17 protein-coding genes and 1 pseudogene are annotated in these 25712 nt (G+C 43.5%); 7 read left to right on the plus strand and 11 right to left on the minus strand.

The genetic code is table 11. From position 1 onward, the window contains the following. Nucleotides 1-28: 28 nt before the first annotated feature. The 5 genes from ACFSCZ_RS11820 (at nt 29) to rraA (ending at nt 7074) form a co-directional block, all read left to right on the plus strand. Nucleotides 29-1471: a sodium:solute symporter family protein gene (locus ACFSCZ_RS11820; RefSeq protein WP_380774138.1), complete on the plus strand. Its 1443-nt coding sequence runs from the start codon at nt 29-31 to the stop codon at nt 1469-1471. A gap of 296 nt (nt 1472-1767) precedes the next feature. After that, nucleotides 1768-3393 (plus strand): amidohydrolase, encoded by a 1626-nt coding sequence (locus ACFSCZ_RS11825; protein WP_380774139.1) that lies wholly within the window; start codon nt 1768-1770, stop codon nt 3391-3393. Between the two features lie 74 nt (nt 3394-3467). Continuing rightward, nucleotides 3468-4820, plus strand: a complete 1353-nt coding sequence (locus tag ACFSCZ_RS11830; protein WP_380774140.1) for an APC family permease — start codon at nt 3468-3470, stop codon at nt 4818-4820. 231 nt (nt 4821-5051) lie between these two features. Further along, entirely contained in the window at nt 5052-6374 is a 1323-nt protein-coding gene (locus ACFSCZ_RS11835; RefSeq protein WP_380774141.1) for an aminotransferase family protein, read from the plus strand. 217 nt (nt 6375-6591) lie between these two features. Further along, nucleotides 6592-7074, plus strand: a complete 483-nt coding sequence (gene rraA / locus ACFSCZ_RS11840) for a ribonuclease E activity regulator RraA (protein ID WP_380774142.1) — start codon at nt 6592-6594, stop codon at nt 7072-7074. A 72-nt stretch (nt 7075-7146) separates the two neighbouring features. On the opposite strand, the gene ACFSCZ_RS11845 is transcribed toward rraA, so the two are convergent. From ACFSCZ_RS11845 to ACFSCZ_RS11895, 11 genes and pseudogenes are all read right to left on the minus strand, one after another. Continuing rightward, entirely contained in the window at nt 7147-9105 is a 1959-nt protein-coding gene (locus tag ACFSCZ_RS11845) for a hydantoinase B/oxoprolinase family protein (protein ID WP_380774143.1), read from the minus strand. A gap of 37 nt (nt 9106-9142) precedes the next feature. Next, nucleotides 9143-11191 (minus strand): hydantoinase/oxoprolinase family protein, encoded by a 2049-nt coding sequence (locus tag ACFSCZ_RS11850; protein ID WP_380774144.1) that lies wholly within the window; start codon nt 11189-11191, stop codon nt 9143-9145. A gap of 220 nt (nt 11192-11411) precedes the next feature. Then, nucleotides 11412-12383, minus strand: coding sequence for a 5-oxoprolinase subunit C family protein (locus tag ACFSCZ_RS11855; protein WP_380774145.1), 972 nt, complete (start codon nt 12381-12383; stop codon nt 11412-11414). Beyond that, nucleotides 12380-13270, minus strand: coding sequence for a 5-oxoprolinase subunit B family protein (locus ACFSCZ_RS11860; protein WP_380774146.1), 891 nt, complete (start codon nt 13268-13270; stop codon nt 12380-12382). Before ACFSCZ_RS11860 ends, ACFSCZ_RS11855 begins: the two co-directional genes overlap by 4 nt. Further along, nucleotides 13254-15305, minus strand: a complete 2052-nt coding sequence (locus ACFSCZ_RS11865; RefSeq protein WP_380774147.1) for a sigma 54-interacting transcriptional regulator — start codon at nt 15303-15305, stop codon at nt 13254-13256. Before ACFSCZ_RS11865 ends, ACFSCZ_RS11860 begins: the two co-directional genes overlap by 17 nt. 334 nt (nt 15306-15639) lie before the next feature. Then, nucleotides 15640-17596, minus strand: a pseudogene (locus ACFSCZ_RS11870) (TRAP transporter permease). A 69-nt stretch (nt 17597-17665) separates the two neighbouring features. Further along, nucleotides 17666-18757, minus strand: coding sequence for a TAXI family TRAP transporter solute-binding subunit (locus ACFSCZ_RS11875; RefSeq protein WP_380774180.1), 1092 nt, complete (start codon nt 18755-18757; stop codon nt 17666-17668). A 305-nt stretch (nt 18758-19062) separates the two neighbouring features. Beyond that, on the minus strand, nt 19063-19593 hold the full coding sequence (locus ACFSCZ_RS11880) for a chromate transporter (protein WP_380774148.1): 531 nt from the start codon (nt 19591-19593) through the stop codon (nt 19063-19065). 23 nt (nt 19594-19616) lie between these two features. Further along, complete coding sequence (locus tag ACFSCZ_RS11885) at nt 19617-20195, minus strand: chromate transporter (protein WP_380774149.1); 579 nt, start codon at nt 20193-20195, stop codon at nt 19617-19619. 44 nt (nt 20196-20239) lie between these two features. Further along, a complete protein-coding gene (locus ACFSCZ_RS11890) occupies nt 20240-21409 on the minus strand; it encodes an ROK family protein (RefSeq protein WP_380774150.1) in 1170 nt (389 codons plus the stop codon). Nucleotides 21410-21554: 145 nt separating this feature from the next. Continuing rightward, a complete protein-coding gene (locus ACFSCZ_RS11895) occupies nt 21555-22781 on the minus strand; it encodes a MerR family transcriptional regulator (RefSeq protein ID WP_380774151.1) in 1227 nt (408 codons plus the stop codon). A gap of 168 nt (nt 22782-22949) precedes the next feature. Here ACFSCZ_RS11895 and ACFSCZ_RS11900 point away from each other — a divergent pair, with 168 nt between their 5' ends. Both ACFSCZ_RS11900 and ACFSCZ_RS11905 read left to right on the plus strand, forming a co-directional pair. After that, nucleotides 22950-24611, plus strand: a complete 1662-nt coding sequence (locus ACFSCZ_RS11900; RefSeq protein WP_380774152.1) for an amidohydrolase — start codon at nt 22950-22952, stop codon at nt 24609-24611. Between the two features lie 20 nt (nt 24612-24631). Next, complete coding sequence (locus ACFSCZ_RS11905; RefSeq protein ID WP_380774153.1) at nt 24632-25687, plus strand: ABC transporter substrate-binding protein; 1056 nt, start codon at nt 24632-24634, stop codon at nt 25685-25687. Nucleotides 25688-25712 lie beyond the last annotated feature (25 nt).

The raw sequence follows: 25712 nt of genomic DNA on the forward strand, positions 1-25712 counted from the left end.
TTAAAACTACACCTAAGGGGGAAACAAAATGTTTAGCTCGCAAGAACAATCGATTTTAGGCGGAATTGTTATCTTTTACTTCTTATTTCTCTTCGCCATTTCTTTTTATATCAACAAAAAGAGTATTAAAACGTATGACGACTATAACGTCGCTGGCCGATCTGTATCTATGTTCCCGTTAATACTGACTTTCGTTGGAACTGCGATTGGCGGTTCTACACTGCTCGGGTTTATGACAAATGGTTATAGTTTCGGTATGGGGCAGCATTGGCTAAATTTCAGTATCTTTATCACAGGTGTCTTTATGATGTTCTTCTTCCTTAAGAAGATTCGCGCATACGGGGAAAAATACGATATGGTTACAATCGCCGACTATACCACATTGCGGTTTGGCGAAGGTGCCCGCTTCCCGACAGTCATCAGTATTTTAATTGCCTACAGTGCCATTACAGGTATGCAATTTATTGCAATTGCCACGATTTTAAACTTGACTGTTGGTATTAGTATAACCACTGGTATTATTGTTAGCTGGATTATGTTATCACTCAAGACCTACTATGGAGGCATGAAGTCCGTTATCTGGCAAGATGCTTTTCACGGAACTATTCAGACAATTGGTATTTTTATTTTATTTGTTGTGGTAATTATTGTTTCAGGCGGCTGGAGTCAAATCTCCGAAAATGCAGCGGCATTAGGTGAAGGAGCCAACTTAAGCATTTTTAACATCTCTACGGCAGAAGTATTGGTCTACCTGCTGACAATTGGAGGATATCAATTTGTCAGACAAGATCTGTGGCAAAGATTTTGGGCAGCAAAAGATGTGAAAACAGCTTCAATCGGTTATTGGATTTCCATTATTCTTGCCCTTGTAACTGGAATTTTTGTCATTATGATTGGCGTTGCGGGGAAATATGGCTTAAACATGGGAGAAATCAATCCAACGCTGGCCTATTACGCCATTTCAGAACATGTATTCAATTTCCCGATGGTCATCGTCATGATTATCGCATTATTGGCTACAGTCATCTCTACAGCTGACTCATTCTTCATGGCAGGAGCCTCATCGATCGTAAACGATGTCATCAGACCGCGAATGAAAGTTCAAGATGACCAGAAACTGTTAAAATACAGCAGATTGTCCGTAATCCTTGTTTCGTTTTTATCTTTGGTACTGGCTCTTTATATCCCCAATCTTGTTGATTTGTGGGTAACAGGAACAGCGATGCTCGTTTCCGCTTTGGTTGCACCGGTCACTTTCGGCCTTTTTTGGAAAGGAGCAACAAAAATTGGCGGTACAGTAGGTATGTGGGTTGGCTTATTCGTAGCGGTAGGCTGGCAATTGGCAGGACATCCATTCGGAATCCATCCGGTATTCTTGGGATTGCCGATCTCCATCATTTTAACAGTGGTTGTTTCACTGATGACAAAACCGAACGACCTGGACAACTATACCAGTAAAGAGGCAGTTTAAACAGCCTGCTTAAATGTTCTATAGAAATACAGTCCACTGATCAAAGGATCATTTCGTATCGAAAGGGAGGCTCCCTCGGGAAGCCTCCCTTTGCTGTTCTATCTTACCAGAATGAAATAATTCAATAATGAATAATTTTATGCATAATTGCAATGCCATTAAAAGAATGAGGTGTCCCCAATCCTTTTAACAAGCGGAATCCGTCCACATTTTTTGAGCCACACGAACTTATTTGAGTTGGCATGCTTTTTGCAATATATTTAACATAGACACTGAAAAAGTGAGGGGGAAGCAAATTGAAAGCGGATATCATTATAGAGAGTACCGCTGTGTTTACTGGCTTAACAGATCACCCTGAACATTTGTCTATTGCGGTAAAGGATAGCCAAATCATTGAGGTGAGCAGCCCTGACAAAGTGAAAAAATATGCAGGCGAAAGCACACGTATCATTGACGCTGGAGATCAACTGGTTATGCCCGGTTTTTTCGATTCCCATGTCCATGTCATGGCCGGAAGCCTATTTAACTACTATGCCGTTCCACTGAGCGATACCACTTCTGCCAAAGATGCTGCCAGGAAAGTAAAGGCCTATGCAGATGAGCATCCGGAGGCAGATTGGATTATCGGAACCGGCTGGGATCACACAGCTTGGGGAAATAAAGATTTTCCCGACCGCCACGACCTTGATCTATACATTCCTGACCGACCGGTGTTTCTGATTCATGCAGAAGGCCATTATGGCTGGGTAAATACGAAAGCGCTTGAAACCGCGGGAATTACGAAAGACACCCAAAACCCTGACTATGGAATTGTATACAAAGATGAAAGCGGACATCCTGCCGGAATTCTCATTGAGTCGGCCATGTCCCTCATTGGGAAATATGCCTATGACTTTTCTGAGGAAAGAAAAAGAAAAATGCTTCAGTCATTTCTTGACCACGCGGTGAGCCAGGGAGTGACATCGGTAAGCGATCTTTACTTAAGCCGTGCCCATGAACAGCTTGAGGGCTATTCCGTTTTTAAAGAGTTTGACCGCAAAAACCAATTGACTGTAAGATTGCATGTCTATCCACCATTGAACGGCGACTTAGAAAAAGCGAGGAAATTCAAAGAATCCTTCAACTCTTCCAAATTGAAAATGGCCGGCTTAAAGCAGTTTATCGATGGCGTTGTTACAGGATATACAGCTTACATGCTGGACCCATACAAAGACAGGCCTGAAACCCGGGGGGAGACCGGCTTTTCTAAGGAACAGCTTCAAGAATGGGTGACTGCGGCAGACAAAGAAGGCTATCAAATAAAGTTTCATACGATCGGCGACGGTGCAGTAAGAATGGGGCTTGATTTGTATGAACATGCACAAAAAGAAAATGGCAAACGGGATGCCCGCCATACTCTGGAGCACATTGAAGTCGTTGCACCAGAAGATATTCCAAGGTTTAAAAAGCTGGGGGTCATTCCTTCCGTACAGCCTTACCACATGGCGCTCATGCCGAGGGAAAGCCATACCGAACGAGTCACTGAAGATAAATTCCCTTACCTTTATTCAAACGCTGTCTTTTTTAATGAAGGCAACGTCATGCCGTACAGCAGTGATTACCCGATCGTTCCATTAAATCCGATGCTGGGCCTGTATCATGCCGTTACAAGAAAGGATTATTCCCTGAAAGACACATGGAATGAACAGGAGAAAGTAACGCTTGCGGAAGCATTGAAGGCATACACTTACGGATCGGCATACAGTGTGTTCCGCGAAAATGAATTAGGAACACTCGAAAAAGGAAAGCTTGCAGACTTGGTCATCCTTGATCGAAATTTGTTTGACATCCCTGAGCACGAAATTTTAGAAACAAATGTCGAGACAACCATCGTTGATGGTCAAATTGTTTTTGAAAGATCCGCGGAAACTGCTCAAAAGTAAAAAATCCGAAATCCCCCTTGCGGGGATTCGGTCAAAAATAAAGAATTATCCATATAACAACAGGAGTGAGCATCATGGAAAACAACAAAATGACAAGATCCCTTACCCTTCTGCCGGTAGTGCTTTTTGGTTTCTCTTTCATGGCTCTTGCAACCGTATTCAGCACTTATGGAGTTGCAGCTGAATTATCCCACGGAATGGTGGCAGGATCTTATTTATTGGCATTAATCGTCATGCTTTTTACCGCTTACAGTTATGGTCAAATGGCAAAAGTAGTACCATCGGCAGGCTCTGCTTATGCATATACACAAAAAGCAATGAACCCGTTCGTTGGCTTTATGGTAGGCTGGGCCATTCTCATGGATTATCTCTTTATCCCGATGGTGAATTATCTGTTGTTTGGAATCTTTTTCTCGGCGGCCTTCCCTGCCATCCCAAGCTATGTTTGGATTTTGGGGATGCTATTATTGGTTACAATTGTCAATGCAAGGGGAATCAGACTGGCCACCATGGCCAATGCATTTATTAGTATCTTCTCTTTGCTGTTCATCGTTATATTTATCGGCTTATCGGCAAAAGATATCATGGGCGGAGCCGGAACGGGCACCATTTTCAATTTTGAGCCCTTCTACAATCCTGAGTACTCTTTCTCTTATATCGTGGCGGGTGCTGCTCTTCTTTGCTTCTCATTCTTGGGATTTGATTCTGCTACCGCATTTGCAGAGGAAACGATCAAACCCGAGAAAACGATACCAAAAGCCGTATTCATTATTACCCTTGTCGGCGGCGCCATTTTTATGTCGGTTGCCTACTTTGCACATCATGTCTGGCCGGATTATACAACGTTTACAAATGCAGATGCTGCTTCCCACGAAATAATAACTGCCGTAGGAGGCAAAACATTGGCTTCGATGTTCCTGGCCGTTTATTTCTTTACTGTTTTCGGTTCGGCGATGTCATCCCAAGCAAGTGCATCGCGTGTTTTGTTTGCAATGGGCCGTGATGGCCAGCTGCCAAAGTTTTTTGGCAGACTGCATCCTAAATACAAAACGCCGACCAATAACATTCTTATCATCAGCGGCCTTTCTCTTCTATCACTTGTGCTCAGCCTGACGCTGGTCGCTTCATTTATTAATTTTGGAGCATTTATCGCGTTTATCAGTGTAAATATTGCGGTGATTTATTATTACTTTATTCGTCAAAAAAGGCGGTCCATAAAGGGCGTCCTATTATATTTGCTTCTGCCGGGAATCGGGGCTGTGCTGGATTTTTGGCTGCTTTTGAACTTGGATATTCATTCTAAAGTGTTGGGAAGCATTTGGTTTGCTCTTGGGCTTATATATTTGTTCTTCCTGACAAAAGGATTTAAACAGCGTCCGCCTGAACTGCGGCTCGAATCCGAAGCAAATACACAAGAAACTGCTTAACTTCTGATAGAATTCGAGCGTAAGAGAAAGTTATCGGAAACTATCAGGATCAACAGCTCGTTTTTTTTAAAAAAATAGGTTTATTCCCTATATTTTTTGGGAATATACAGAAATTCTGCAAAAAAAGAGGGAACTCCCCTTTCTTTTATATAAGCAAAGGGCTATAATATATAATTGTGCAGAGCAATTTCATAGTACAATTTTCTACAACATTGAAAAGGAGCGATTCTAGTGAGCAATGAAGCATTGAGACAAGAATTGGTTGAACTCGACAAAAAACATTTCATTCACCCAACATCATCTTTGCAAGAACAGCAAGAAAAAGGACCTTCTATTATATTTGACAGAGCTGAAGGCGTGCACGTATATGATATAAACGGCAAGAAATACCTTGAAGGTATGGCTTCCCTTTGGAATGTTAACATTGGATACGGTCGCAAAGAGCTTGCTGAAGTTGCAAAAGAACAGCTTGAAAAATGCGCATACGTAAACAGCTTTTCCGGCTTCAGTAACGAGCCCGCTATTCGTCTTGCAGCGAAAATTGCTGAAATCACACCTGGTGATTTGAATGCAGTATTCTTTACTTCCGGCGGATCTGAGTCAAATGACTCTGCATACAAATTAGTGCGCCACTACTGGAAAGCAAAAGGCAAGCCTGAAAAAACTAAAATCGTTGCACGTAAAAGAGCTTATCACGGAGTCGCTTCCGGATCTACCAGTGCTACAGGTATTGAGCCATTCCATGACTTCACAACTTCTTTAGCACCAGGATTCGTTCATGTAGACCCTGATGACCCAGAGGCTTTCAGAAAACTAATCGAAGAAGAAGGCGCAGATACCATTGCCGCATTCTTGACTGAGCCTGTCCAAGGTGCTGGCGGAGTAAACTTCCCTAAGGAAGGATATCTCCAAGAAATCCGCAAAATCTGTGACGAACACGATATTTTGTTCATTGCAGACGAAGTCATCAACGGCTTTGGACGTACTGGAAAAATGTTTGCTTCCGAACACTTCGGTATTGTTCCGGATGTATTGCTTTTGGCAAAAGGGATCTCAAGCGGATACATTCAATTAGGCGCCGTTGTTATTCGTGAAAAACTCCATAAAGATTTAATAGAACATTCTCCTGGCGTACTTATGCATGGATTCACATACAGCGGACATGCAACAGCTTGTGCAGTTGGTTTGAAAAACATCGAAATCTTGGAAAACGAAAACATGGTTGAAAACTCCCGCGTTATGGGTGACCTGCTCGGAGAAAAATTAAAAGAGCTTCAAAAAGAAACAGACATTGTTGGTGAGGTACGCCACTTAGGCCTTCTTGGTGCAGTGGAAATTGTGAAGGACCAAGAAACTGGCGAACGCTTTGCTGAAAAGCTAACTCCAAAAATTGTGGCAGAAGCCAGAGAGCGCGGTTTGATCCTTCGTAACGTAGTTTACTGGGAAAAAGATACAATTGTTTACTCTCCTCCACTCTGCATGACTGAAGAAGATGTAAACGAATTTGCAAGCATCTTAAAAGAAGCGATTTTGGAAGTCCAAAAATCTCTATAAAAAATGAAAGAGAAAAAAAGCAGTCCGGTCGGGCTGCTTTTTTTGCCCTTTTTAATCTGCATAGGAGCTGACGGCTGATTCAAATAATCATACAGGCCTTATCCTTTTTATGTTAGTCATTCCCCCTCTTTCCTACAAGTCAAGTGATCCCCCATACCCATGATGCCTCTTTTCAGTTATGATGGGTATTAAATAAACGTGTAAAGGAGAGAGGGCATTGAAAACTTTTAAAACAGCGGATTTATGTGATGACCATTCGGAGCAGCTGCAAATATGCAGTACGGTATTCCAGTCCTATGGGAAAAGGACCCGGTTTTACGGAAAAATTGAAACTGTCAAAGTACTTGAGGATAATGTACTGGTTCTTGAGGCTATAGAATCGGTTGCACCGGGATCTGTTCTTGTCGTAGACGGTGAAGGGTCAAGGCAATGCGCTTTAATGGGTGACCGATTGGCAGGAATTGCGGCATCCAGGGGACTGTCAGGGGTGATTATCCATGGATGTGTCCGGGATAGCGGTGCGCTAGCCGTATTGGACCTAGGCATATTGGCCGTCGGAACCCACCCGTTAAAAAGCAAAAAGGAAGGTAAAGGCGAAAGAGATACCCTTCTTAACTTTGGAGGAGTCACCTGGAGACCCGGAGAATATGTGTATGCGGATCGGGATGGCGTCGTTATTTCAAAAGATCCGCTTCTTTAATTTAAAAAAACATATAAAAAGCAGTCCGAGACATTTAATTCGGACTGCTTTTGCGGTTTACAACAACTTACTTTAATCCCAATACGCCAAGGCGCGCTTTTTCATCGCTTCCCTGTTTTGTTCTGTTGTTTTTGGGAGGTATTCTCCTGTTTGCTGGTCAATGATAATGCCGTAGCGGCGGATCAGATCCAGCAGATCTACTTCGCCATTCTGATATTTTTCCATGACATTCTCCGGGTCTTCCTCCAGCCATTTTTTACGGTTCAGTCTGATGTATTCACGAGCTGTTGCTGTTGCTTCTTCATCAATTTCAAACAGATCAATTTCACGGTCAATTTCCCTGATGACAACGCCATAGTCTTTTTCCGCCCGTTCAATGGACACATACTCATCAATGACATCTTCAAGGACGGCTTTCGGTTCTCTTTTAAGAGGATCACCCAGACCGCCGCCTCCTGCAGAAGGACGTGTGAAATAATCATTTTTTCCTACTTTAACGTTTGAGAATATGGTTCCGAGGAATTCCGTCTCTTCCCCGTCCCTTTGCAGTTTCACCCCATGTGGTGTGGAAGGAAGACCTCCAAAAATACCCCATGTCACTGAACGCGACCTGTCACAGCAGTAGGACATTACTGCATCATGGGCTTCTGTAAGAATACCGCCTTTTTCTACCCCGCATCCTCCGCGGTATTGCCCTGGACCGCCTGAATCTGTTACAATTTCATGCTTTGTAGTAACAACTGGTGTGAGCCTTTCCTGCCCTTCACAAGGCTGGATGCTGAGCCCCACTCCAAACACAGGAGAAGTTGCATTGGCTCCATCTTTTATACTGCGGCCTCCATGTCCGCCTGCCATCCAGTCATACCACATGAAGTAATTATGATAACCTTCACGTTTGTCGTCTCCTCCAATGAGCAAATACTCCAAGTTGAAAGAGCAGGCCAATGCCCGATCCGGCATAATGTTGGACCATAACTCAAAACAGGCGTTCATAATTTTTTCATAAGCCCCTGAGCAGAATCCTGTTACAGCCACCGGCCATGGAGCATTGACGACTGAATCTTCTGGAAGCTTGACGTGAACAACCCGGTAGAATCCGGAGTTTAAAGGAATATCAGGGAAGAATGTTTTTGTTCCGGCATAGGCTGCGGACAAAGATGAACCAAAAGCAGAGTTCAAGAAGCAGCCAATATATTTATGGGAACCGGACAAGTCATAGAATATCTCGTCATCCTTAATCGTCAACTTCACCTGAATCGGGATCAGACCGTCACCAAGTTCCGGGTCCATGTCAATATAGTCTGTTGTTTCCCAGACCCCGTCAGGAAGCTCTTTTACTCTTGCTCTTGTAAGGCGTTCTACATAGTTTTGAACCTCTTTAAATGCAGTTAATACTGTATCCAGGCCGTATTTTTCAATAAAGGCAATCAACTGTCTTTCACCGGTTTTTGTTGCTTCAGCTTGTGAGCGGAGGTCCCCAAGACGCTCTTCAGGAATCCGCATATTGGACACCAGGAGATTTGCCACGTCTTCCATGTACTCGCCTTTGCTCCAAATCCGCAGCGGAGGAATCCGCATTCCTTCTCCATAATGCGTTTTGGCATTCACATCGAACGAACCTGGTGTGGAACCACCCATGTCGGCCCAGTGCCCATTCACTTGCATGAATGATATCAATTTACCGCCATAAAAGACCGGGCGGATAATCCGCGTGTCATTAAAGTGGGTCCCACCGCGATATGGGTCGTTAACGATAAATACATCTCCTGGATGGATATCGTCTCCAAAGTCTTCAATGACGGCTTTTGCTGTCAGATGAAGTGTACCGACATGCACTGATATATCTTGCGTTCCCTGCATGATGGTATTTCCCTCTGCATCGCAAAGCGCAGAACTGAAGTCACGGTTATAAATAACGAAAGAATAGCATGTTCGTAATACTTGCTCTGACATTTGGTCAACGAGGTTCACAAATCCATTTTTCAGGACTTCAAATGTAACCGGGTCTAATTTAGTAGTAACTGTAGACATCGTCTCTCCCCTTTTCTTCGTTTTTCAGATGGCATGATTATTTACGGTTCATGATTATATTGCGATATTCATCAATTTTGACAGTATAGTCAGTCGGCACAACAATGGTGGAATCCAGCTGTTCTATAATGGCAGGGCCGCTGAATTCTGATAAAACAGGAATTTTTGTACGATCATAAATCGTTGATTCAACCATTCCGCCTGCTTCTTCAAAATAAACGCTGCGCGTTTCTTTTATTGCTTCTTCCAGCGTGCCTTTCGGCTCTTCTTTCGCAAAGACAGGCTTATTAACCGCTCCAATGGCTTCCACGCGCAAACCGTAAATTTCTACACCTGTGTTTCTGTCAGCAAAGGCGAACTCACGCTCATGCTCCTGATGAAACCTTTCGATCGCTTCATCCAATGACATAATAGGCCGGTCAATTGTGACAGATAACGTTCTCCACTGCCCGACATAACGCATGTCAATATAGCGGATTAAATGCATTTGCTCTTCTTCAATTCCTTCTTCATCCAAAAGCTTGGTCGCTTCTCTTTCCATCTCAATAAATTCTCTTTCCAGGTCCTCTTTCGTTACCTCGTTTGTATTGGCAACGAATGTTTTTGAAATGTCGTGTCGCACGTCCACAAGCAGACATCCCATTGCCGCTGCAACACCCGGGTGAGCCGGAACGATGACAGTAGGAATTTCCATTTCTCTTGCAAGGTCCGCGCCGTGCAGTGCCCCGGCTCCGCCGAATGCGACCAGTGCAAAATCACGCGGGTCATAGCCTCGCCGTACAGAAATTAAGTTTAATGCATCTACCATATTAGCGTTAGCCACTTGAATCATCGCATTTGCAGCGCCATGGGCATCGTATCCCAAAGGCTTGGCTACACGCTCTTCAATTGCTTTTACCGCAAGATCCTTGTCCAGTTCCATTTGCCCGTCAATCAGCTTCGTATTCAAACGGCCCAGGACAAGGTTGGCATCTGTATTGGTCGGCTCCTTACCGCCTTGTCCATAACAGGCAGGCCCCGGATCTGCCCCTGCGCTATGGGGTCCGTTTCGCAAGGAACCTCCGTCATCAATCCAGGAAATACTTCCACCCCCTGCACCAATAGTTAAAATCTCGATACTTGGAAAACCAATGGGGTAGCCATACTCAATATACCAGTCTTTAGTAATCCGCAATTCGTTGTCATACATCAACGAGATATCCGTACTTGTTCCGCCCATATCCAAGCCAATGGCGTTCTTAAATCCGCATAGATTAGCAATATGCTTGCTCGCAATTGCGCCGGCGGCAATTCCTGAGCTTGCCAGTCTCGCAGCATATTTAGGAACCGTCTGGGAGGTCATAACTCCTCCTCCTGAATGAAGGACGATAATATCACCATCATAGCCCAATTCCTTCATGTTGCCTTCCAGTGTATGAATATACTTGCTCACAGTAGGTCCAAGGACAGCGTTTACAATAGTTGTACTCATCCGCTCATGCTCGAAAATTTCAGGCAAAGTATCGGAAGATGTACAAATATAAGCTTCAGGCAGTTCTTCCTGTAAAATTTCCTTTGTCTTTTGCTCATTTTCTGCATTTACATAGGCATTAATAAAACAAATGGCGATGGCTTCAACTTGTCTTCGTTTCAAGATTCCGGCAAGTTCCCGAACCTCATCTTCATTGACTTCTTTCAACATTTCTCCGTCGTATCCGACACGCTCATCCACTTCAAACCGGTCTCTTCGTTTGATATAAGGTTCCGCCACATCACTGTAAGCATCCCACAGATCCAGCTTTGTCCCGCGTCGGATTTCCGGTACATCACGGAATCCTTTTGTGGTCACAAGAGCAGCTTTTGGAAGCTTTCGTTCAATTAACGCATTGGTTCCTACAGTGGTCCCGTGTGAGAACATTTTTATCTTATCCCCGGTTAATTCAGCTTTCAGTATCCCATTCATAATCCCTTTTTCCGGGTTGGAAGGGGTAGAGGATGTTTTGGTTACAAACATTTCTCCCGTTTTTTCATCATACACAAACACATCGGTAAATGTCCCGCCAACGTCAACTGCAACATGGTAGCCTGTCTTCGTCAAATTACTCATATTTTCGCCTCCGTATTAATCATATTTTTAAACTTGGTGTAAAAATCAAGATGTACTCTTCCCTTACGAATGCATCACCACCTTAAAGGTTTTTACTTTTGATAAATTCAGCGCCCGGTCCCGTCAGGATGAAGCCAATCACAGACTAAGACAAAAGACGCTTCTTCTTCAACAGCTTTATGCTTGCGGAGCAAGGTGTTTACGCTTTTCTTTTTCTACCTCAAATACTTTCTGCAATCCGATCTATTAATCTTTCTTTTTCACGTCTGATTGAAATTGCCTGATCAACAGTGATCGCCTGAAATCTTACTTTTGACATCGGTCTCATTTGTGCCAGTTTGCTTAAATCCGACCAAATGACTGTTCCGATTGTTACAAAACCCCCCCCGCCTGTTCCATCGGTTAATAAAATAATGACTTCTTCCTCATTCGGTACGATTACTGCACCGATAGGATAAGGGATATCCACAATATTACCGGGCATTCCTCCCGAACCAAACGGCGGTTTTTTGTCCGAGTAACTGATATGTCCGCCTCGGACTCTGCATCCTGTCCTGTTGGATTGAGGCTGAATCGACCAGTGACTGTTCAAAAAAGAAACAAGTCCTTCATCACGTATCAGATCACAGGTAATGCCTAAAACCACATGGACCGTTTCAGTTTTACCAAACTCGGGGATTGCTTCAGGGTTCAATTCTTTCCCAACATATTGCACAGCTCCAGGCAGAGGTTCTGAAAGAGCAATTTGATCTCCGGCCAACAAGAGTCTCCCGGTGATTCCCGGAAACGCGCTGTTTAGGCATGTCGATTTGCTTCCCAGCAATTCAGGAACGTCGAATCCTCCCGAAACACAGAGATAGCTGAATAACCCCTTCTTTATGTGGCCTATTTCAAGCAGATCGCCTTTTTGAACCTCAAACACTTTCCACATTGGCTGTTTGCGGCCATTCAATAATACTTCGGCAGGTGCACCTGTGACGATGGCTGTTGTTTTTTTATGAAATTCAATAACTGCCCCTTTCACCATCATTTCCAATGCTGCAAGCCCCCGTGGATTGCCCAGCAAAAGATTGCCAAACATAAAAGAGAATTTATCGGCAGCACCGGCAGGCGGTACTCCCTGATGATAATAACCTGTCCTTCCCATATCCTGAATCGTTGTGCGAATCCCCGGCTGCAACAACTCAATCATCGATTAAACTCCTCTTTAATCTGTGTGATGTAGTCCGTCGTAAGCTCGGCATATTTTGCTGCAGAAAAAGAAAGGGACTGCATTTTATATTCATATGTTCCATTCAGTACCTCTTCACGAATGTTTTGATACTCCGCTTTAGAGATCGGCCTGTATTTCCATAAATCTCCCGGGCGAGCCAGAAAATAGCTGTCCTTGAAAGGTTCCAGCCTTTGATAGACATCATAGACGGGTACAGCGGATCTACCGATTAATTGATAGCTTCCTGTGGAAACAGACGGATATACAACAGTAAACATTCCTCCAAGACTGAGTGCCCTCTCAGGGGTATAGGGCCTGGGGCTTCGGTATTTCGGGATCTCCAACATCTCGCTTTTTGGGACATCCAACGGATAACACCAGGCTGTACCGGGTTTAAAACCGATTGCTGTGATTAAATAAAGCGGTTCAGAATGATAACGTATCAATTCTTCTTTACTTTTAAAGCCGGCCAGTCTCATGACATAGTCAAAATCGGACCCTTCACTTTCCCCATGGTGGTCAGCGTACCGGCCAGAGATTTTTCTAGTTTCTTCGTCATCGTATAAAACAGGGATTTCAATAATACGGCCTTCGATATCCAAGCTGTCTTCCTCATTTTTCGTCCTGTCCACATCTCTCAGGTAGTCCAGCAGATGATGCGGAGAAATAACAGTAGGATCATATCTTACAAGATAAGACGTGTTGTTTGGATAAATTTCAGTAATCCCCGGGATGTTCCTCTTTCTCAGTTCTTTTGTAATGGATAGAGCCTTTAAAGTACTCTCTATCTTCATTTCCCGGGAAATTTCGCCATAAATATATTCGTCTCCGCAAAAATCAAATCTGGTTTCAGAAAAGAAGATCATGGTGCCCACCTCCCGGATGCTGTTCTTCATTAAACCTTTTCATTCTCCTGCTGACGGTGGATATACTGACTTCAAGTGCTCTTGCAGCTTCGGTGGCAGTTCCATATTTTTGCACCGCCAGCTCAATTAGCTGCTTTTCTGCCTCTTCTACGGCTTTTTTTAAAGGAATAATCCCTTTTATCGTTAAAAACCCCTGTTCCCTTGAATCCGTCTCCCATAACACCCGGTAGGCATCCTTTTCCGAAATCTCTTTACCTTTCGATACGACTATTAATCTTTCGATGACATTCCGCAGTTCCCTTATATTCCCCGGCCATTGATAACTTTCCAAAACACTTAAAGCCTCAGTCGATATTTTCTTTTCGTAGCCATTTCTTTCATTCAACTCTTCCAAAAAATTAATCGCCAAAGGGCCAATATCATCTTTTCTGTCGCGCAAAGGCGGAATTTGTATAGGTACCACATGGAGCCTGTAATATAAATCTTCACGGAATTCATTTTGCTGTACCATTTGCCGCAAGTTTTTATTTGTTGCAGCTATAACCCTGACATTAATGGGGATTGGAACAGCTGAACCAACCCGGATCACTTCTCTTTCCTGTAAAACACGGAGCAGTTTTACCTGCATGGCATAGGGCAGCTCTGACACTTCATCAAGAAAAACGGTTCCGCGATGACCTTGTTCGAAGAGACCGATCCTCTTGCTGTCAGCACCGGTGAAAGCTCCTTTTTCATGACCAAATAATTCGCTTTCAATGAGGTTTTCGGGAATTGCCCCGCAATTAATCGCAACGAACCCTGCCGATGAACGGCCGCTCAGCTCATGAATTCTCCTGGCAATGACTTCTTTTCCGACACCGGATTCGCCGGTAATTAATACATTAGATTCAAGCGGTGCCACAGATTTTATTTCTTCCATAAGGCTGGCCATTTTAACCGAGCGATAAATGACCGGTTCATTCTGAGACTGTTCAGCGGATGAGCTCACGTAATTTTCCTCCGCTGATACATCCTTGGACAGAACAATGACCCTCTTAATTTTCCCGTTTTCTCTTACTGGTGTAGCCGTGGACAGTACTGTGCCGTTTCTTCCTTTTTGTGTCAGCATCACCCTGTTGTTCCGCTCCATGCAGATGGCAATGATATTGGGTTTGAAGACACCTTTTTTTTCCAGCTCCGCAGCACTCTTCCCTACTAATTCACTGCGTGCCATTTCTCCCCAGAAGTTAGTAAAATAGGCTCCTGCAATTCTTGTAATTCTTCCCTTCCCATCGGCAACCAAAATCTGCTCATTGGAGAGTGAGTAAATGGCCTGAAGATCTTCATTCATTTCCCTTACAAAGTCAATTTCATGGACAGCTTCCTCCAGCTGATCTTTCAAATAGAAGTTATGAATGATTCCAGTCACTTTGCCATTTTCATATATCGGAGAGAATTGCCCTGATATGACTTTGAAGTTAAACGTATTTTCAATGCCAAACCATTTTTGCCCTTGGAGCACTTCCTCAAAAGATGTATCCATGCGGATCAACTTTCGGTAATCGCGGCCTTGGATCAGCCGTTTTTCCATTCCAAGAATCTGCTCTGCCTTTTCGTTCATAAACAGGACATGAAAAGACGGATCCAGGGTAACAATGCCCATCTCCGCATTGTTCAATGCATCATTAAAGGCTTTTAATTGAAGCTCATTCAAATAAGCATCGAGGCAATCCATGAACAGATATCCGGACGGCTGACTCGATGAGTCAGCTCCAACGACAATGGAGCAGTTGTGAATATGCTTGGCCGTTTCTTCTTCCCTGACAAACAGAAAATCTTTTCTCGGAATGATTCTGCTTTCCATTCCGCCCTTGGTCCCCATCGTTTGTTCCAGCAATGAAGAATCCGTAACATAACCTATAATCTTCTTGTCTGTTAAAACAAAACCAACATCTGTTTCCTTTTCTTTCAGAAGTGCAAAAACTTCTCTCACCGTCATAGTAGAATGGACGAAAAGCCTGATTGGCTGCAGTATACTTTTCCAATCCCAATGCATATTGGTTCCTCCGATTCTTATTCATTGTGACGGCATGCTATTTTTCATTATTGCAAGATGCATGCCAATTCTTTAAAAGTATAACTTTCCTGATCAAGACAACGTTTTCAAAAGGGGAAAAAGAAATTGTCCTATTCCTTATTTTGCATTTCTGAAAACCATTTTGCAATATTGAAAAGAACATAGCCGACTTTATGGATGTCGTTCCTGAGCGTAATGTCCGTGGTTGGCACCCACCCACCATACAACCCATAAAAACGAAAAATGTATAACTTTCACCCCATACAAAAATCCTCCGCCCACCTATAAGTGGACAGAGGATGAACATTGATCCTTACATGGATATTTGCGGCTTCATGTTCCCGTTATCATCCTTACGCTGCTTTTGGATAAACCAAATGGAAAGTAAGACAGCTGCGCCGATAAAATCACTGATGGTTTCCGGGAATATCATCATGAGTCCGCCGGCGAATAAAGCAATTCGTTCCCACATGAATGACTTCCGGGCATAAAATCCGACTACCGCACTGCTGACCCCGGCCATACCTATTAGAGAAGTGACAATTGCAATTATCAGTGCCAAAGGTGTGACATCTACCAATACTAAAATTGGGTTGTATATAAATATAAACGGTACGATGAAAGCCGCAATGGCAAGTTTTACCGCAATCACACCTGTTTTAAAGGGGTTGGCTCTTGCAATGCCCGCTCCCGCATAAGCCGCCAGACAGACAGGCGGTGTAATGTCTGCTACGATTCCGAAATAAAACACAAACATATGAACAGCAATTGGTGCCAGGCCAAACTCATTGATAAGGGCAGGTGCTGCTACGGTTGCCGTAACTACATAGTTTGCCGTAGTGGGAAGCCCCATTCCCAGAATAAGACAGGCAATCATTGTAAAAATCAGTGCCAATATCAGGTAACCGTTGGACAAAGCGATAATCCCGGAAGCAAACTTTGCACCGAGCCCGGTTATACTGACGACCCCTGCGATAATGCCCGCTGTGGCTACGGCGGCAATGACAGGAAGGGCCACTCTTGCCCCTTGTTCCAATACGTCAATCGTTTTCCTGAAGGATAAACGCGTGTCCTTTCTAACTAAACTAACAACAAATACTGAAACAATCCCCAATAAGGCAGCACGCTGCGGAGTGAAGCCTGAAAGGATCGTTCCGATCATAATGACGACAGGAAGAAGCATAAACCCATTTTTTAACATTAAATCTTTAAAAACAGGGAGCTGAGATTTTGGGAGCCCGAATATCCCCAGTCTTTTGGCTTCATAATGAGTACCGATAAAGATTCCAGTGAAATACAGTACTGCAGGGATTGCAGCAGCCAGCATAATTGTAGAGTATGGGACTCCCAAATATTCCATCATAATAAAAGCCGCTGCGCCCATAATTGGCGGCATTATCTGGCCGCCCGTTGAAGCGGATGCTTCCGTGGCCCCTGCAAATTCAGGGGTGAATCCGGACTTTTTCATCATCGGAATAGTAAACGAACCGGAAGCAACCGTATTTCCCACCGAACTGCCGGAAACCATTCCTTGAAGAGAACTGGCTACGACCGCTGTCTTGGCTGTCCCTCCTGTAAATCTTCCAGTTAAAGAAAAGGCAAGATCGTTAAAGAATTGCCCAATTTTAGTATGAATAAGCATGACACCAAAAAAAAAGGAAAAGGAAAATAAATTTAGCCGATATTTGGACGGGCGTTCCAAAAACCCCACTTTCCTGATACCACAAATTTGGAGCAAGCCGCTCTGCCGAAAAACCGGGATGGGATAAAATAGTGGTAGGAATATACTTCCCGAACATGGCGTAAATCATGGTAACGCTTGCAACGATGACAATTGGAAGTCCAACGGTTCTTCGAGTAGCTTCCAGGACAAGAAGGATTCCAATGATGGAAATAATGATATCCAACGTGCCATAGCCTGTGACTCTGCTACTTAAAATAGAATCAAAGAAAAAAATTTTATGGTAAGTCACATACATGGCTGTGAAGGCCAATAGGACATCATACCATGGAACCTTCTTTTGAGTTTTATACCATCCTTTTTTCGCCGGGAAAAGTAAAAAAATAATTCCCAAAGCTGTCCCGAGATGAATGGCACCCTGCTTTTGAGAAGGCAATGTTCCAAAGTAGCCTGTATATAAATGGAATACCGTCAATGAGACGCCCAATAAGGTAACGACCCACGCCCACTTTCCTATTTGGGTTCTAAATTGGTTTTCTCTGTCAAACTTCTCCAATATTTCTTGTGCATTCACATTTTGCTCTTTCATAGAAACACCTCTCCTGAAAGAAAAAGGGATGAAGCAAAAAAGTTCGGCCCATCCCTTCTTTTATCTCCCTTATTTAAGGTCTTCCAAGCTGTTGATCCCTGTTTTTTCACGCGTGACAATTTGGACAACTTCAGGATAAATATGCCCAATAAATGCAGCATTGGTCACTTCGGCTCCTTCAAACTCTCCTTCCCCCTTCACAGCCGCCAATGCCGGAACATGTACTGTCATGCCAAGATCCATATGCCCGTCGCGAATGCTTGACAGGTTCTCCAATGATGCTCCTGTCTCCGTATTAGTAACATTGACCCCGTCAACATGCTTATTCCAAATATTGGCCATCTCGCCTCCAAGCGGATAATAGGTGCCGCCCTGGCTCCCTGTACCCAAAATCAATTCACTCTTTCTGTCTGCCTTGTCTGCTTTTAACTCAGCAACAGGATTATCAACTGTTAACCCCTGTTCTTCATAATATTTTTTTGCACCCGGGTGGATTGGCAGGCCTTCCGCTCCATTTAAGGCATTTTCCAAAATCATATGCTTCGCCTGATCATGGGTATTTTCACTGGACTTCTCCACCATCACTTTCGCCAGCTCATACCCCAGCTCTTCATCAATGGTGTCTGTGTTCCCCATTAAAACAGCGTAGGCAGTCACAGTCTCAATATCGGAATCAAGAAATTCATACGTATCCTGCGGAATGGTATACCGTTTATATCCACTGTTTTCTTCGATATGTTGAATAGCGGCATCTGAAAGACCAAACATCTTCACATCACCAGTGGATGCTTGCAGACTTTCAATATTTCCGGCGGGCAATCCTAAAATTCCGATCGACACGTCAATGTTTCCGTCTTGTACTCCGTCAGCCGCATCGCCAAAGCCCTCTTGGTAGGCTTCATAATCCCCCTCTCCCAGACCATAAGCTTCCAATATCAGTCTGGATACTGAGTTTGTCTCACTTGCAGGAGGGCCAATGGCAATCTTCTTCTTCCCCCCACCGTCACTGCCGCTGCCATTGCAGGCAGCTAACAATATGGCGAACACGGACAAAATGACAATCATTGCATATCTGTTTTTCATCAATTTCCACCTTCCCCTTCCCGTGAAATTGTCCCTTTCAATCCGGTTTAAAATGGACGGGCCGCAGACTCCGGTCAGTTACCCCATTTATATTCAACAATCAAGCAAGTTATTCGCACAAACTCACACTGTGGAAAGGTAGACGCTGGACATGAAAGTAGACAAAAAAAAATTGGCAATGAATGTTTACAATTTCATCGCCAAACAGTTTAACTTTACAGGAAATGGAGAATATTAACTCTTACATTACTAAACCGCCAAATATCCCTATGACAGGGTATTTCAAAATTCACATTTGAAACAGACAGGTTATCATTCCGCTTATTAACGAGGATCAGGGTTGTCCGGGGACTGAATTTTGTGCCTCAGCAGGAAAAACTCACTTAGTAAACAACGATACCGGCAACACCTGCAGCAAAGATCACTAAAGCCGGATGCCATCTAAATCTGAACAAAGCAAATAAGCAGAACAAGAAAACAACGGCGCCCATCATGGCTTCTTTCGTCCAAGTAAAAAGACCATTCGACTGTGCAAATGAATAGGCAGCAAAAATGATTAAAGCCGTCACAATAGGACGCAAGCCGTAAAAAGCTGATTGAACAGCAGGTACTTCGTTGATTTTATAGAAAAAGACGGCAATCGTTAATACGATTAGAACAGATGGAAGGGTGACAGCCACGGCAGCTGTAACCGCCCCTGGAAATCCCATCGTATGAAACCCGACGAAAACAGCTGTATTGGTAGCAATGGGGCCTGGCGACATTCCAGCTATCGCGATTATGTCGATCAACTCTTGGGATGTCATCCAACCGTGCCTTGTGACTTCTAATTCAATGATCGGCAGAATAGCATAGCCGCCGCCAAAGGAAACAAAGCCGATCAACAAAAAGGTAAGAAAGATATCTAAAAGCATTGTACTCGCCTTCCTTCTTAAACTTATTTATCAGCAGAAGCCGACTTTTCCTTCGGTGCTTTTGTTTTTTTAATTACGATTCCGCTTACAATACCCGCAACAATCATCAGAACCGGATGTACATGTAAAATGGCGAGCAAGAAAAGAGCAACAATCATCAACGCCAATGTGAATGTATCTGTGATCGCCGAGCGAACTGTCCCCCATGCAGCATAAAGAATCAACGCCACGACTGCAGGCCGGATCCCCATAAAGGCTGCTTCAACATGCGGGTTGTCCCGGACAGCTATAAAAAGCAGGCTTAATATAATGACGATAATAAAAGTCGGTATCATCATGCCGAAGGTTGCAAGGAGCGCACCACTGACTCCCCCTACCCGATATCCGACGAATGCCGCCGCATTCACAGCAACAGAGCCGGGCGCTGATTGTGCCAAAGCAAATGAATCAATGATCTCTTCATCTTTGAGCCATTTTTTCTTTTCCACAACCTCTTTCTTCATCAATGGCATCATGACAAAACCACCGCCAAACGTAACCGGGCTGATCTTCATGAATGCCCAAAATAACTGCAGGAGCAAATACAGTCTGTTTTTGTTCATGCATCATGTTCCTTTCTGCTTTCTTCCTTTTTTAGAATAAAGGATCAATATGGAAAGTAAGATTGAAACACTTGAATCGCAGCCCCCAGCGCAATAGCCTCCTCTTTCAAAGTTCCTTTCTTAAAAACCGGGGCAGATCCCTTTTCCGGCATATACAGATGCGCAACAGCATGCTGGACCGCCTCTGTATAGAAAAAAGGTGTTTCATATACTAGGTGCCCATGAAGAACGACAAGCTCCGGCCTGAGAGCATTGATCATATTGGCTAGGCCGACCCCATAATAAAAAGCTCCTTTTTTGGCAATCCGGATGGCCTCCTGGTTTCCTTCTTGAATCCGTGACAAAAACCTATTCAATGAAACATTCTTTTCACCACTGACTCTCTCATATTCTTTCATCATCGCGGGATAAGAGGTATAAGCCGCCAGACATCCTTCATGACCGCAAGTACAGACTTTGCCATTCGCCTGTACAATGATGTGGCCCAGGGCACTTGTATCTCCCTGACCGGCAGTAAATACTTTGCCGTGGTTCACGACACCTCCTCTGATTCCGTAGCCGTTAATACAATATAAGATATGGCTGAATGTTTCATTATGCCGGACAAATTCTGCCACTGCTGCACTATTGGCTCCATTATCCACCAAGATCCGGACAGGGAACCGTGCCAGTTTTTCACGGACAGCTACATTTTCCCAGCCAGATGAAAGAAAAGATTCAGGGTTTCGCATCCTTCCTTCTGTCCTGAGAACCGGCCCGACCGTTCCAACTCCGATCCCAAGCAACTGCCCATAAGAAATTCCGTATTTATCCAACCATTTTTCGATCACATGATGCAGTTCCTCAAAAACCACATCGGGCGTGTGGTTGTCAGTCATTTCCATCTGATGGTGTTCTACAATCGTATAACCAACGGTGGTCAGAACTGCTCTTGTTTCCGTTCTGGAAATATCAATTCCTATCATCCAAGCTGCATTTTTTTCTGCTTCATATAAAATGGGGGGGCGGCCGCCGCTTGAAAGCCCCACTCCGCCTTCTTTAATCCAGCCTTTTTGAAGCAGTTCTTCAAGTGCACGGGTCATGGTTGTGGACCGCGCCTGCAAAATTTCAATTAATTCCGCCTTGGATATCAATTTTCGTTTATGGATCTGCCTGTATGTTTCCTTTAAAAACTCATTTTTTCTGGAATGATCGGAAAGAAATTCCTTCAGCAATGTTGGCCCCCCTGTCATACAAAAGTGCTTTCTTTACTTTATTCCTTTTTGGAATTAAGTGTACTTATACTCTAGCTCTTTCGCAACGGATGTTCAAGTTCTTTTTATAAAAAAAGAACCTTTTCCTGAATGGAAAGGCTCTAACTCAACGCGTTGCAACATAGGCAGCACAGAGAAGCGGTTCATCCTGCTCGTGGTAATCAATATATCCTCCAGGATTAGCCGTGAATCCTATCAATTCATACTCATCTTCAACAAAACCCCCACTTGATAGGTTTTTCGCTAGAAATTTAGATTGAAGATTGTCCGGATGACCATTTGGATAGAGATCACGCAGGGTTCCGGATGATCTCGCTCCGGATTCATAAAAAATATGGTACCCAAAAACCTTCGTTCTGTGATTGCAATACGGTGCCAATAATTCTAATGGCAGCTTGTTATTAAACAATGAAAAATCATTAAAGGATAATACATCAATAACCACATCAATAGATCCGTGCTTCAAAGGAAGATCCAATTGGCTGTTCACCAGATAGATTACTTTTAATGCCGGATTGAAATGCTCAATTTTTCTTTTTAGCTTCCTCAGCATGTCCATCGTGTTACCACAAAAAATATAAAGTGCATCGGGGGAAAGAGAACAGAGCAGCTTTGGAGGAAAGACATATGTTTCCACATTTGTTTCCAATATGACTTTATCAGTGAAATCTGCCTTCAACATTCTTTTGTAAATCCATTGGTTTCCTTTTTCCAGCAGGCTGATAAAGCCGGGAGTGATCATTTCAATCATTTGCTGGTCATAAATATAAAATTCGTTTTGCGGCGAAGCGCTGGAATTAGGGGTAACAATAATTCCATCTTTGATTGCCGCTTCATACCCGCATTCACATCGAAACGACCCTTTCAGCACATGTTGGCCTTTTATAAATGCATCTGTTACGTGCAAGGTCTCATGGCAGCGGGGACAGTAAAACAATGATAAAGACGACAGAGGAATCCCCATTTCAGCCGATGAACGATTCATCAGATGAACAGAGTTAATTTTTTCATCAAGCATCGAAATGGCTTCATCAATTTGGTCCCTTTCTTTTAAAAGGACCTGTTTCTTTTCCATTAATACTTTTAAATAGTAGTCTACTTCCTCCAAGTCGACGAAATGGGTTATCCGCCTGAGCGACAGAACTTTATGAATCTCCTGCAAAGTAAATTGCAGTTGTTTCAGCTTGATGATCAATTCCATATCTTCTGTGCATGTCGGGCCAAACGAATAATGTGACCCTTCCTTCGTCGGAATAAGCAGACCGATTTCAATATAGTGGCGGATGGCATCGACCGTTACATCAAACTTTTTTGCAAACTCCCCGATTTTCATGTTTAAAACCCCACATTTTCTGTATCCCTATGTTAGTTATACAGCAAACACGGGGTATACACAATATTTTATTGAATTGCCGCAAAAAACCATGATTGACGCGGTGTTCACCCAATGATTTACAATGTTTGTAAGCGCTTAACTTTCTTTGAAATGGAGAGGATGCAATTGTCCGTTTATGCAGATTTCATCTTGTATAATGGCAGTATATATACTGCTGACAAAAGAAAAAGCTGGGTCGAGGCTATAGCTATAGCTGACGGTGAAATCCTGTTCACCGGTACAAATAAAGCTGCAAAATCCTTTGAAACGATGGATACGAAGATTATTGACTTGGAAGGAAAAATGGTGCTGCCCGGTTTTATTGATAGTCATGCACACGTGAGTATGGGTGGTGCAGAATCTCTTTATACGGTGGATTTGAATGATTGTAACAATCAAGAGGAAGCAGCCGAAGCAGTGAAACAATATTTGAATGAGAATCCCGAATCCGAAGTCATTCTCGGAGTGGGATGGGGAAATGCAATTGGAACAGGAATTGGGCCAAGAAAGGAAATTATCGATCAGATTTCTCTTAATATTCCCGTTTGTCTGTATTCCGAAGACCACCATTCTATCTGGGTCAATTCTAAAGCTTTGGAACTGGCTGGTATCACAAAAGATACCGTCAATCCAAAAGGAGGCGTGATTGAACGGGACCCTGTTACAGGCGACGTATCGGGTACATTAAGGGAAAGCGCTATGAATCTTGTGACATCTAAAATTCCTGACTACACTATCGATCAATATAAAGAAGGAATTCTGGCGTATCAGGAAATGGCTGCCGCCTGCGGCATCACTTCTGTCCATGAACCTTTCATGAAAAATGGAAATGCCCTTGAAGCATACCGGCAACTGGAAAAGGAAGGCAAGCTGTCCATTCGCTACAGAAATTCTCTTTTTGTAGATCCTGATAAAGATATGAACCAGGTAGAAGAGCTGGTGGCAGAAAGAGAAAAAAATCGTGAATATACGTACTTCCAGACAAATTCCGCGAAATTTTTTATCGACGGTGTTGTCGAAGGGGCCACCGCTTATCTTGAAGAGCCCTATAAACATATTCACTCTCACGGGGAACTTGTCTGGGATCCGGATGTTTATAAAAAAACAGCGGCAAAGCTTCATACGGAGCGGTTTACGATCCATATTCACTCCATTGGCGATGCATCTACCAGGATTGCTTTGGACGGGCTGGAATATGCCCAAAATGAGGATCAGCCGTTTGATTCCCGCCATGCCATTACCCATCTGCAGCTTGTTAATCAGGAAGATATCAGCAGAATGAAGAAACTGAACGTGGTGGCAGTCCCCAACCCGTATTGGTTCAGGAAAGACTTGGATTACTATTTTCATATTGAAGAGCCTTATCTCGGCAGTGAAAGAGCGGAAAGACAATATCCGATGCAAAGCCTGTTTGATGAGGGAATCATTGCAGCCTCTGCCAGTGACTATCCGGTCACGATGGACTTCCATCCCCTAAATGCCATTCAAATGGGGGTTACGCGTCTTGAAATCGGAAAGTCTGCTGAACATCTTATCCTCAATCCAAATGAAAGAACAACCCTAGCCAACATGATCGACAGCTTTACAATCCATGGTGCCTATTCTTTGAGGATTGATGATGTGACAGGCTCTATTGAGAAAGGGAAAAAAGCCGACTTGGTTATTTTGGACAAAAACTTATTTGAGGTTCCAGAGGGCGAAATTCATCAGGTGAAAGTTTTGATGACCTTATTTGAAGGACAAGAAGTATACCGTGATCCGGAGTTTACAGCTGTGCCATCACCATAAATGAAAGGATTTGATTAAATTTGCGGAAACCGATCAGATGGTTATTATCTATAATGCTCATAGCCGCCATGTTTTTAACTGCCTGCGGATCCAGCGGGTCTTCCGGCGGGGAAACGTCCGAAGAGAATGTGTTGAATGTATTTAACTGGTCTGAGTATTTGCCTGAATCAGTGCTTCAGCAGTTCGAGGAAGAAACAGGGATTGACGTGAACTATACAACATTTTCATCAAACGAAGAAATGTATGCCAAACTGAGCAGCGGAAACCTTGGATATGACATCGCTGTTCCAACCCTTTTCTTTATTGAAATGTTAGTAAAAGAGGACATGCTCGAGAAAATTAACACGGACAATATTCCTAATTTAAAAAATCTGAATCCTGATTTTACAGGTACCTTTGCCGATCCCAAGGATGAATACTCAGTTCCATATTTATGGGGGTCTGTCGTAATTGCCGTTAATAAAGACCTTGTAAAAAAGGATGTAAAAGGCTTCGCAGATTTATTTGACCCTGAATTTGAAAACAGCCTTGTCATGCCTGAGGATAACCGTGCATCTATCGGTGCTATGCTGGGAATTCTCGGCTATCCAATCAATAGTACAGATGAAAAACAAATTGAAGAAGCCGGTGAATTATTAAAAGATTTGACCCCTAACATTAAAGCATTTAACGGAGACAACCCAAAAGGCCTTCTGATCACAGGAGAAGCAAAAGCCGGAATCATGTATAGCGCTGAAGCAGCCCTGGCGAAGCGGGAAAATCCAAATATCGAAATTATTTTCCCTGAGGAACCATCTTTCCTGTGGCAGGATAACTTTGTCATTCCAAAAGGAGCACCCCACAAGGAGAATGCTGAAAAGTTTATCGACTTTATTTTAAGACCGGAAATCAGCAAACAAATCTCCGAAGCCTATCCGTATGGCAATCCAAACGCAGAGGCGGTAAAGCTGCTTTCTGAAGATATTCAGCAGGAAATGAGTATTCCCGAAGAATTCTTTGACCGCGCGGAATACGCCAGAGACGTTGGAGAAGCAACCGTCTTGTATGACCGGATTTGGACTGAAGTGAAGCAGTAATATAAAACAAGCTTCGGCATTTGCT

The sequence above is a fragment of the Siminovitchia sediminis genome (genome assembly GCF_042680885.1).
Lineage (GTDB): Bacteria > Bacillota > Bacilli > Bacillales > Bacillaceae_C > Siminovitchia > Siminovitchia sediminis.

Excerpts from the sequence above, each read along its gene's own strand:
- ACFSCZ_RS11880 (WP_380774148.1), bottom strand. The coding sequence starts at position 19,593 with ATGCTTTTAGATATCTTTCTTACCTTTTTGTTGATCGGCTTTGTTTCC.
- ACFSCZ_RS11885 (WP_380774149.1), bottom strand. The coding sequence starts at position 20,195 with ATGAACAAAAACAGACTGTATTTGCTCCTGCAGTTATTTTGGGCATTC.
- ACFSCZ_RS11830 (WP_380774140.1), top strand. The coding sequence starts at position 3,468 with ATGGAAAACAACAAAATGACAAGATCCCTTACCCTTCTGCCGGTAGTG.
- ACFSCZ_RS11855 (WP_380774145.1), bottom strand. The coding sequence starts at position 12,383 with ATGATTGAGTTGTTGCAGCCGGGGATTCGCACAACGATTCAGGATATG.
- ACFSCZ_RS11850 (WP_380774144.1), bottom strand. The coding sequence starts at position 11,191 with ATGAGTAATTTGACGAAGACAGGCTACCATGTTGCAGTTGACGTTGGC.
- ACFSCZ_RS11895 (WP_380774151.1), bottom strand. The coding sequence starts at position 22,781 with ATGAAAATCGGGGAGTTTGCAAAAAAGTTTGATGTAACGGTCGATGCC.
- ACFSCZ_RS11860 (WP_380774146.1), bottom strand. The coding sequence starts at position 13,270 with ATGATCTTCTTTTCTGAAACCAGATTTGATTTTTGCGGAGACGAATAT.
- ACFSCZ_RS11820 (WP_380774138.1), top strand. The coding sequence starts at position 29 with ATGTTTAGCTCGCAAGAACAATCGATTTTAGGCGGAATTGTTATCTTT.
- ACFSCZ_RS11865 (WP_380774147.1), bottom strand. The coding sequence starts at position 15,305 with ATGCATTGGGATTGGAAAAGTATACTGCAGCCAATCAGGCTTTTCGTC.
- ACFSCZ_RS11845 (WP_380774143.1), bottom strand. The coding sequence starts at position 9,105 with ATGTCTACAGTTACTACTAAATTAGACCCGGTTACATTTGAAGTCCTG.